This is a genomic window from Limnobacter litoralis, assembly GCF_030160455.1.
Lineage (GTDB): Bacteria > Pseudomonadota > Gammaproteobacteria > Burkholderiales > Burkholderiaceae_B > Limnobacter > Limnobacter litoralis.
Genome location: NZ_BSOJ01000031.1, coordinates 1 through 8,401, shown reverse-complemented (window position 1 = coordinate 8,401; position 8,401 = coordinate 1). Strand labels below are relative to the sequence as shown.

Below are 8,401 nucleotides of genomic sequence, written 5' to 3'. Positions count from 1 at the left end.
TTTGAGCTGGAATGACTGTCCAGTTTCAGCCAGAATCACTGTCCAATTTGGTCAGAATAGGCAGCATGGCACCCGCACGAGCCAAGTAAGACCGACCATAGTTGAATAAGAGGTTGTTTTCCGATTGGGTAAGAACACCAGCAACGACTGGCTTTGTTGCGCCCGGCAGCCACACCCAAACAAACGCTCGTCGGCCCTGCTTAGAAGTCATCGTCTACCACCACCGACGATTTACGCACCGACTTTGGCAACAGCATCAATTTGTCATCGATACGGCCCTGCATGTCAGACAATCGGCTTTGCCCCGCATCAAACAAAGGCAACCCAAGCAATGCAGCGGTTTCAAAAACAATACCGATTTCCACTTTGGGGTCGCCCTTTTCAACCCGCTGAAGCGTGCTTCGGGATATGCCCGCACGCTCGGCCAGTTCAGCAGCCGTCATCTTTCTCTGCTTTCGGGCAAGCTTAATCAGCTTGCCCAACAACGACAGCGATTCCAGCGCAGTGGTTGAGTATGTTCTTTGATCAATTCGCATTAAAATGACTCATTAAAAGGCCATAAAAATACCTCAAGGCCTATCTATGAATCATATTACACCACCTTCGCCACCGCCGCCAACACCTGCACGCCCTTGCGGGCGATGGCCCACCAATCTGCGCCGGCTTCCTTGCCATTCAGGCAGGCTTGCAGCGCAAGCACATCAGGCTGAAGGGCTGCCAATGCGGCTTTGCTGCGCTCGCCCAAGTCGGCAAAGCGGCGGTTTTCAAGCGTCACCATGGCCAGGTAAGCGTCTGACAATTCTTTTTGATGCACCTGCCGCTGCGCCGGGCTTAATGCGTGCACGTCTTGCGCGTACAGCAGGTCAAACAAGGCACGTGCGGTGTTGTGCATGGCGTCGTAATCGGCCTGGGTCATGGTTTGGTTCATGGCTTCACCCTCTTCAATCGCTTTTCAACATCGGCCAGCTCGCCTTGCACCAGTGTGAAAGTGGCGCTGGCGTTTTCATCGCCACGCAGCAGCGCATGCCAGGCCTGCACCATGTGGTCGGTGGCGGTTTGAGCGTCGCGCAGCAGCATTTCCAGGTCAGGGGTTTTCAGGGTGTCGATCCAAGCCGTCTTCCAACTGGCGGGCAAGGTTTTGCCCTCCACGTAGGGGCCCTCAATTTTGCTTTGCCAATACGCCTGTTGATTGGCCAAGGCGTTGGCGCGCGTCCAGCCAATTTCCAAGGCCAGTTGGGCTTGCACCGCCTGCATAGCGGCGCTTACCGGGGCAGCGTCGCGCTGCAGCACCTTGGCCATTTGGCTTGAATGGTGGCCATTGGCAACCAGTCGGCCAATGCCATCGCCTACTGAGCTGCTGGCAATTTTAAAGCCACTGGCCAACTGCCCCAAGGCCTTGCCGGTGGCCACGGAATCGTCGCCGCTGGCCACTGCATTCAGCAATTCAAAGTAGCGGCTAAGTTGGTCCAGCTGCACCGCGACTGAATCGACCAGCGCCACCCGCTGGCGCATGGCATCCGTTTGGGCCTGCAGCACATCGGCCTGGCGCGGCAGTTGCGGCAGCAGGTTGGCGGTGAAGCCCAAGCTTTCGTCCAGCGCGAACTGGTTTAACTGTTTGACAGTGGTGGCGTATTGCCGCCCGGCCTGCGCGGCGTTGGTGGCCGTATTCACGGGCGCGGTGGTGCAGGCGCTGCAGGCCAGCACGGCGCTGGCCAGTAACAATTTGTGCATGGGGTTGGCCTTTTGTTCAAAGGCCTTACAGGCTAAGGCATGTGGGCGGCAGGGGCCATCACATGGTTGGGTCAGAAAAAGAGACTAAATTACTTTTCATGAATCAACCAATTTAATAAATCAAATTCATAGAATCTATTTGATTTTCATGCCACAATGACGCCTGCCACTAAATATGCAAATTTCATGAAAACTGTCAAATACAATCATTTTTCAGACAAACCAAGCATTTTTCATGAATTCCCACTGTTGCCGCAGGGTTCAACATTGGCAGGCTACAGCGCGTTAATTCAGGCCCATCAACTTAAAGTGGCCGCGCCCGATTTTTTGTGTGCAATTGGTCCCAAGCATCAACTGCTGACGCTGGGCACCTGGAAACTGTTCACCCCGCGACATCGGCCAGCTGACACCTTGTATGGTCACCTCACCTTTGCATTGAAATACGAAGGCATTGATCTACAGGTGCTGAGTGCCCTTTTTCGCACATTGCAAGCCGATTCAATCACAAAGTTGGTTTTGGCAGAACCCACAGGGTCTTACAGCCGTCGTATCTGGTTTCTCTACGAATGGCTTAGCGGTAAAATTTTGCCGATTTCAGATGCCGCAAGCGGCAACTTTGTCGATTTGATCAACAGCAAACTTCAATACCCTGGCCCTGCACGAGACTCTAAACGGCATCGGGTGCGAAATAACCTGCCAGGCAATCAAGCCTTCTGCCCGATCATTCGACGCACAGAAAAGCTTGATGAACTGATCAATCAAAACCTGTCTGCTCTGGCTGCTGAGCAAATTGGCAAAACCCACGCAGATTTAATGTCTCGGGCTGCTGCCTTTCTACTTTTGAAAGATTCAAAGGCGTCTTACAGCATCGAGGGTGAGTCACCCCCACACAACAGGCTTACGCGTTGGGGCAATGTGATTGCCCAGGCTGGTCAGCGAAAACTGAGCATTGACGAACTGGAATTTCTGCAAACTGAAGTCATTCCCGACCATCGTTTCATCATTCCAGGCCTGCGAATGGAGGGCGGATTTGTTGGTGAACATGACCGCGTGACAGGCATGCCACTGCCAGACCATATTTCCGCAAAAGCAGAAGATCTTGAATTTCTGATTGAAGGCATGCTCAAGACCTACTTCATGTTGTTAAGCAGTAACTACAACCCCGTTCTGATTGCAACCCTGCTTGCTTTTGGCTTTGTATTTATCCACCCCTTTGAGGATGGCAATGGCCGAATCCACCGCTATTTAATTCACCATGCCTTGGCGGAAACTGCGTTTGTACCGAAGGGATTGGTCTTTCCCGTTTCAGCCGTCATTCTTGACCGCATTGAACTGTACAAAAAAGTGCTGGAGCATTTTTCGAAACGCCGCCTAGGCCTGATCGAATGGCGCCCCACCGCCCAAAACAACATTGAAGTGTTGAATAACACCCTCGACCTGTACCGGTTTTTTGACGCCACGGAGCAGGCGGAGTTTCTGTTTGATTGCGTTGCAGAAACAGTCAAGACAACCTTGCCAGAAGAGGTGACTTACCTGGGCAAACATGATCAGCTGAACGCATTCATCAAGAACTACATTGACATGCCCGACAGAAAAGTAGACCTGTTGATCCGTTTTTTACATCAAAACGCGGGCAGTTTTTCAAAGCGGGCAATCAGCAAAGAGTTTGCGGCGTTAAGCGCTGAGGAACGTCAGGCCATAGAAAGCCGCTACCAAGCCATATTCGGACAGGTTACTTTTTAGACCATTATGGGCTATTATGGTGAAAATCAAAGGAGATTTGTATGGCCATCAATGTCAAATTGCCCGAAACACTGGTCGAAACCGCCAAACGTTACGGCACCATCGAACATCGTTCCGTACCCAAGCAAATTGAGTACTGGTCGCAGATCGGTAAAATTGCGTCTGAAAACCCCGACCTTCCATTCAGCGTTATCCGAGACATACTGGTCGGCGACCAGGAAGAGCCTACAGGCGAGTACCAATTCGGCTAATGCGCATACTTGTCACCCCAACCTTCGAAAGAGCCGTTAAAAAACTGCACAAACAGCAAAAAGCAGTGCTAGATGAGGCGGTTCGAACCATTGCCAGCCAACCCAACGCTGGAGAAGCCAAGGTCGGCGACCTTGCTGGTGTGCGTGTTTACAAATTCCGAATGAACAAGCTACTGTGCCTGCTGGCTTACCGCCTGTTGGACGACGATACGCTTAAGCTTTTGATGGTTGGCCCTCACGAGAATTTCTATCGCGACCTGAAGCGGGACACCACTTAAGAGGATTCTTCGTCTCACTTCAAGTAACTTAAGCATTGCCTGGCGACTGGCAACAGCTTCTCGTCCTTCACGGCTTTTACTGCCTTGGTGGATTTCAACAAATAGGCTTTGACGAAGGCATCTGTCGGTTCAATGAATGGCACACCACATACGTGATCAATTCCAAGACTTGACGCACCATTGGCCCCGCCAGCTTTCAAAGCAGACAACACCGCCACCGCGTTTTTGGGCAATGCAGTGGCCAATGCAATTTCAAGGTCATCTGAATCGCCCGCATCCGTGCCCATGTACAGTGCGGGGGCAAGTGCCACCCACTCTGCCTGGCCCTCGGCGATTCGCTTCAAAACTTGCTGATATTTGTTTTGCCGTTTGAGGTCTTTAATCACTGCTTCGGCGGGTTGGTGCTGAAGGTCATTTTTGACGCGCTGAGGATCGAGCTGTGCAGCCGAGCAGCCTACACAAACGAACAAAAGGAGGACGGCGAGTTGCCGTACATAGGTCATGGGGTAACCACCAGTGTTTTGTCGTGACTGTGATTCACTTTGAGACGAACAGCGTGACTCAAAATAATGCAGCCGTGGGATGCATCATGCCGTCGATTGTCTCCATGAATGCGGAATGCTGTTCGACCGAAGGTGTTGGTTCCATGAAGCGGGCTGAGCGGCAAAGTCAATGGGCCCGTGTGATGGCTATTGGTTGCTGCGCCAATTTGATAGCTGCCAACGGGAATTGGCCCTACGTTACGCACATTTTGCATGAGTGGATTGTTACGACCCCCACCAGTACCGGAATAGGCGTCGTCTGTGATCAGGTCGTTGTCTTTACTGAAGGTGTGATTCGATTGGCTGTAATACCAGGGCATCCGTTTAACTCCAAGTGCAGTGTAAAAAGGGAAACATCCATTTTTTGCTTGCGAGATGCTAGCAACTGCCCTTTGTGACATCAAACCTGCACTTGGTTCTGCTTCTTAACCCAATCTACAAAAATCAAGCCAACTCATCCCCTTGGCGTCTTTCTCACTTACGATTGGCTCGCCCTGCACGCCCCAGTCGATGTTTAAGTCGGGTTCGTTCCAGGCAATGCAGCGTTCGTGTTCAGGGCTGTAAAAGTCGGTGACCTGGTATTGAAACACGGTGTTGTCGGTCAGGGTTGCAAAGCCATGGGCAAAGCCAGGGGGGATCCACAACTGCAGTCTATTCTCGGCAGTTAGCTCAAGCACTTCATGGTGACCAAAAGTTGGCGAATCGGGGCGTGCGTCTAGCACCACATCACGCACGGCACCCTGCTGAACCCACACCAGTTTGCCTTGCGCTTTGGTTTTTAGCTGCAAGTGCAAACCGCGCACGGTGTTTTTGTGTGCAGAAGCACTTTCACAGGTTTGCACAAACCGTGGAGCTTCACCTGTTAGCTGTTCAAACTGCCGGGCGTTGAAACGCTCAAAAAACGCACCCCTGCTGTCGGCATGCACGGTGGGTTGGATCAGCCAAAGTCCGCGCAAGCCAGCTTGCCAAGCCTTCATCTTGAAAACGCCTTGCGCTGCAGCAGGTCGATTAAATAATGGCCATAGCCGCTCTTGCTCAAACTTTCACCCAGTGTGCGCAATTCAGCGTCGTTGACCCAACCGGCGCGCCATGCAATTTCCTCGGGGCAGGCAATTTTAAGCCCTTGCCGCTTCTCGATGGTTTGAATGAAGCTGGCGGCCTCTAGCATGCTGTCGTGGGTGCCGGTGTCTAGCCAAGCGTGGCCGCGGCCGATCAACTGCACGTCCAGCCTACCCTGCTGCTGGTAAGCCTTTATCACATCGGTAATTTCAAGCTCGCCACGGGCTGAGGGCTTTACCTGTTTGGCCACACTGGCCACATTCCCATCAAAAAAATACAGGCCGGTAAGCGCATATCTGCTTTTGGGCTGGGCGGGCTTTTCTTCGATGCTAAGCACTTTGCCATGCTCGTCAAATTCAACCACGCCGTAGCGCTGCGGGTCGTTTACCGGGTAGGCAAACACAGTGGCCCCATTCTGATTTTGCCCAGCCCTTTTCAGCTGCTTGGGCAGGCTGCTTCCGTAAAACAGGTTGTCGCCCAAAATAAGCGCGCATGGGCTGTTGTTGATGAATTGCTCGCCAATGATTAAGGCCTGCGCAAGGCCATCGGGGTTGTGTTGAACTGCATATTCAATGTGCATGCCCCACTGCTTGCCAGTGCCCAGCAGTTGCTCAAAGCGAGGGGTGTCTTGCGGGGTGGAAATAACCAGCACTTCACGAATACCCGCCAGCATTAGCGTACTAAGCGGGTAATAGATCATCGGCTTGTCGTAAACCGGCATAAGCTGCTTGCTAACGGCCAAGGTGGCTGGGTAAAGGCGCGTGCCATTGCCGCCGGCGAGGATGATTCCTTTCATGAAAGGCCTTGCGTGTTATTTAATCAATGTGGCTGATTGTACATTCACGCGTTATAAAAACTTCATGAAACAGTGGTTGACGAGGTGGTTAACCCCCATTAGCATTGTTCAAGTTTGAACAGAACACACACAAAACCGCCCCAGCGCCCTTGCGAGACCGCATGCAGAGTGCTGCGGTAGCCATTCCAATACCCGCAATTTCAAGCAATGACCAGCCGCCAAGCCAACCAGCAGGAAGACACTTACTTTCGTGTAATGCGCCTGCTGGAGGAACAGCCCGACCTTACCCAGCGCCAGCTTGCTGAGCAACTGGGCGTTAGCGTCAGCGGGGTTAATTATTGCTTGAAGGCGTTGATGGAGAAAGGCTGGTTGAAAATGAACAACTTTGCCCATTCCAAAAACAAGTTTGGGTATGTGTATGTTTTAACACCCCAAGGTATTGCTGAAAAAGCTGCGCTTACGGCCCGCTTTCTGAAACGAAAGATGGAAGAGTACGAAGCGCTAAAAATGGAAATTGAAGCACTCAAATCCGAAGGAAAAAAAATTTCTGGCAACAGGTTTAAGTGATTATGGCAACAATTACCTTAAGCTCAGGCCGCAGCTTTGAGACAACATCGGAAAAATCTATTTTGGACGCTGCAGCTCAAGCCAACGTCGCATTGCCTTACAGCTGCAGGACTGGCAGGTGTAGCACCTGCAGGTGCAAGGTGATTTCTGGCTTAACCACTGCGTTAAATCCTGAAACCGGGCTGACTGAATTAGAGAGAGCTGAGGGGTGGATTTTAAGCTGCACGCGTGCAGCGGAAACTGACTTGGTTCTGGATGTTGACGATCTTGGCGGCCTGATACTTCCAACACCCAAAACCTTGCCCTGCCGAATTAACGAAATTGTCCATTTGGCACCAGACGTCATTCAGGTTTTTCTGAGGCTTCCACCTACTGCGGACTTTGAGTTCACCCCGGGCCAATATGTCGATGTAATCGGCCCCAATGGAATTCATCGAAGTTATTCGCTCGCCAATGGCAGCTTTGCAGACAAGGTTCTTGAGTTGCACATTCGGTCTGTGGATGGGGGTGAATTCAGCGAATATTGGTTCAAACAGGCAAAACCAAACGATTTGCTACGCATACATGGTCCACTTGGCACCTTTTTCTTACGCAACACAGCAAATATCGACCTTGTTTTTTTGGCAACGGGAACAGGCATCGCGCCCGTCAAATCTATTCTCGAATCGCTGCCACGGCTAAAGCAAGATGAAAATCCTAAGTCAATCACTGTGTTATGGGGTGGTCGCAAACCGGCAGACTTGTATTTTGATGTTAGCCAGATCCCCGGTAACTTTACTTTTATTCCAGTTCTATCCCGACCTGACAGGAGCTGGAAAGGCCAAGCCGGATATGTCCATGATGTGTTACTCAAAACAATACCAAATCTGCAAAATGCTGCTGTTTATGCCTGCGGCTCAACTGCCATGATCCACAGCGCGAAGGCTAAACTTACCCAAGCTAGCTTGCCCAGCAGCCGTTTTTACTCCGACGCGTTTGTAAGCTCCGGAACAACATAATTAAAAAGGAACTTCTTGAATGAAAGCAGTAATTCTTGCAGGCGGTTTAGGCACACGCCTAAGCGAAGAGACGTCAGTGCGCCCTAAGCCGATGGTTGAAATTGGCGGCATGCCCATCTTGTGGCACATCTTGAAGATGTACTCACACCATGGCATTAATGATTTCATCATTTGCTGCGGCTACAAGGGTTATGTCATCAAAGAATACTTTGCCAACTATTTTCTGCACATGTCAGACGTTACTTTCGACATGCGCAGCAACACCATGGAAGTGCATCACAAGCGGGCCGAACCCTGGACCGTCACCTTGGTCGACACGGGCGACAACTCGATGACCGGCGGGCGCCTAAGGCGCGTGGCCAAGTATGTAGAAAACGAATCCGCGTTTTGCTTCACCTACGGAGATGGGGTGGGCGACATCAATATTACCGAGACA

13 protein-coding genes are annotated in these 8,401 nt (G+C 51.5%); 6 read left to right on the top strand and 7 right to left on the bottom strand.

All coding sequences use genetic code 11. From position 1 onward, the window contains the following. Nucleotides 1–200: 200 nt before the first annotated feature. From QQJ87_RS12945 to QQJ87_RS12935, 3 genes are read right to left on the bottom strand one after another with little or no spacing between them, the layout of a single operon-like run. Nucleotides 201–536 (bottom strand): helix-turn-helix transcriptional regulator, encoded by a 336-nt coding sequence (locus tag QQJ87_RS12945; protein ID WP_284282250.1) that lies wholly within the window; start codon nt 534–536, stop codon nt 201–203. A 56-nt stretch (nt 537–592) separates the two neighbouring features. Continuing rightward, the gene (locus QQJ87_RS12940; protein ID WP_284282249.1) at nt 593–928 is read right to left on the bottom strand and encodes a hypothetical protein; all 336 of its coding nucleotides are present in this window, start codon (nt 926–928) and stop codon (nt 593–595) included. Then, on the bottom strand, nt 925–1,731 hold the full coding sequence (locus QQJ87_RS12935) for a hypothetical protein (RefSeq protein WP_284282248.1): 807 nt from the start codon (nt 1,729–1,731) through the stop codon (nt 925–927). The genes QQJ87_RS12940 and QQJ87_RS12935 overlap by 4 nt, the downstream gene beginning before the upstream one ends. Before the next feature lie 186 nt (nt 1,732–1,917). On the opposite strand from QQJ87_RS12935, the gene QQJ87_RS12930 reads away from it, so the two are divergent. From QQJ87_RS12930 to QQJ87_RS12920, 3 genes are read left to right on the top strand one after another with little or no spacing between them, the layout of a single operon-like run. Beyond that, nucleotides 1,918–3,474 (top strand): Fic family protein, encoded by a 1,557-nt coding sequence (locus QQJ87_RS12930; RefSeq protein ID WP_284282246.1) that lies wholly within the window; start codon nt 1,918–1,920, stop codon nt 3,472–3,474. Nucleotides 3,475–3,515: 41 nt separating this feature from the next. Continuing rightward, on the top strand, nt 3,516–3,725 hold the full coding sequence (locus QQJ87_RS12925) for a TA system antitoxin ParD family protein (protein WP_284282244.1): 210 nt from the start codon (nt 3,516–3,518) through the stop codon (nt 3,723–3,725). Further along, a complete protein-coding gene (locus QQJ87_RS12920) occupies nt 3,725–4,003 on the top strand; it encodes a type II toxin-antitoxin system RelE/ParE family toxin (protein WP_284282242.1) in 279 nt (92 codons plus the stop codon). The genes QQJ87_RS12925 and QQJ87_RS12920 overlap by 1 nt, the downstream gene beginning before the upstream one ends. A 14-nt stretch (nt 4,004–4,017) precedes the next feature. Here the strand turns inward: QQJ87_RS12920 and QQJ87_RS12915 are convergent, their stop codons facing one another. From QQJ87_RS12915 to rfbA, 4 genes are all read right to left on the bottom strand, one after another. Next, complete coding sequence (locus QQJ87_RS12915; RefSeq protein ID WP_284282241.1) at nt 4,018–4,506, bottom strand: hypothetical protein; 489 nt, start codon at nt 4,504–4,506, stop codon at nt 4,018–4,020. Beyond that, nucleotides 4,503–4,865, bottom strand: coding sequence for a tlde1 domain-containing protein (locus tag QQJ87_RS12910; RefSeq protein WP_284282240.1), 363 nt, complete (start codon nt 4,863–4,865; stop codon nt 4,503–4,505). The genes QQJ87_RS12915 and QQJ87_RS12910 overlap by 4 nt, the downstream gene beginning before the upstream one ends. Before the next feature lie 105 nt (nt 4,866–4,970). Further along, a complete protein-coding gene (rfbC, locus tag QQJ87_RS12905; RefSeq protein WP_284282239.1) occupies nt 4,971–5,522 on the bottom strand; it encodes a dTDP-4-dehydrorhamnose 3,5-epimerase in 552 nt (183 codons plus the stop codon). After that, on the bottom strand, nt 5,519–6,400 hold the full coding sequence (gene rfbA, locus QQJ87_RS12900) for a glucose-1-phosphate thymidylyltransferase RfbA (RefSeq protein ID WP_284282237.1): 882 nt from the start codon (nt 6,398–6,400) through the stop codon (nt 5,519–5,521). The genes rfbC and rfbA overlap by 4 nt, the downstream gene beginning before the upstream one ends. Nucleotides 6,401–6,607: 207 nt before the next feature. Between rfbA and QQJ87_RS12895 the strand changes: the two genes are divergently transcribed. The 3 genes from QQJ87_RS12895 to QQJ87_RS12885 form a co-directional block, all read left to right on the top strand. Next, nucleotides 6,608–6,967 carry a MarR family EPS-associated transcriptional regulator gene (locus QQJ87_RS12895; RefSeq protein WP_284282235.1) on the top strand — a complete coding sequence of 120 codons (360 nt, stop codon included), beginning with the start codon at nt 6,608–6,610 and terminating at the stop codon, nt 6,965–6,967. A gap of 2 nt (nt 6,968–6,969) precedes the next feature. Further along, nucleotides 6,970–7,965 carry a 2Fe-2S iron-sulfur cluster-binding protein gene (locus tag QQJ87_RS12890; RefSeq protein WP_284282234.1) on the top strand — a complete coding sequence of 332 codons (996 nt, stop codon included), beginning with the start codon at nt 6,970–6,972 and terminating at the stop codon, nt 7,963–7,965. A 19-nt stretch (nt 7,966–7,984) separates the two neighbouring features. After that, nucleotides 7,985–8,401: sugar phosphate nucleotidyltransferase (locus QQJ87_RS12885; protein WP_284282231.1), on the top strand; the 417-nt coding region annotated here is incomplete at its 3' end.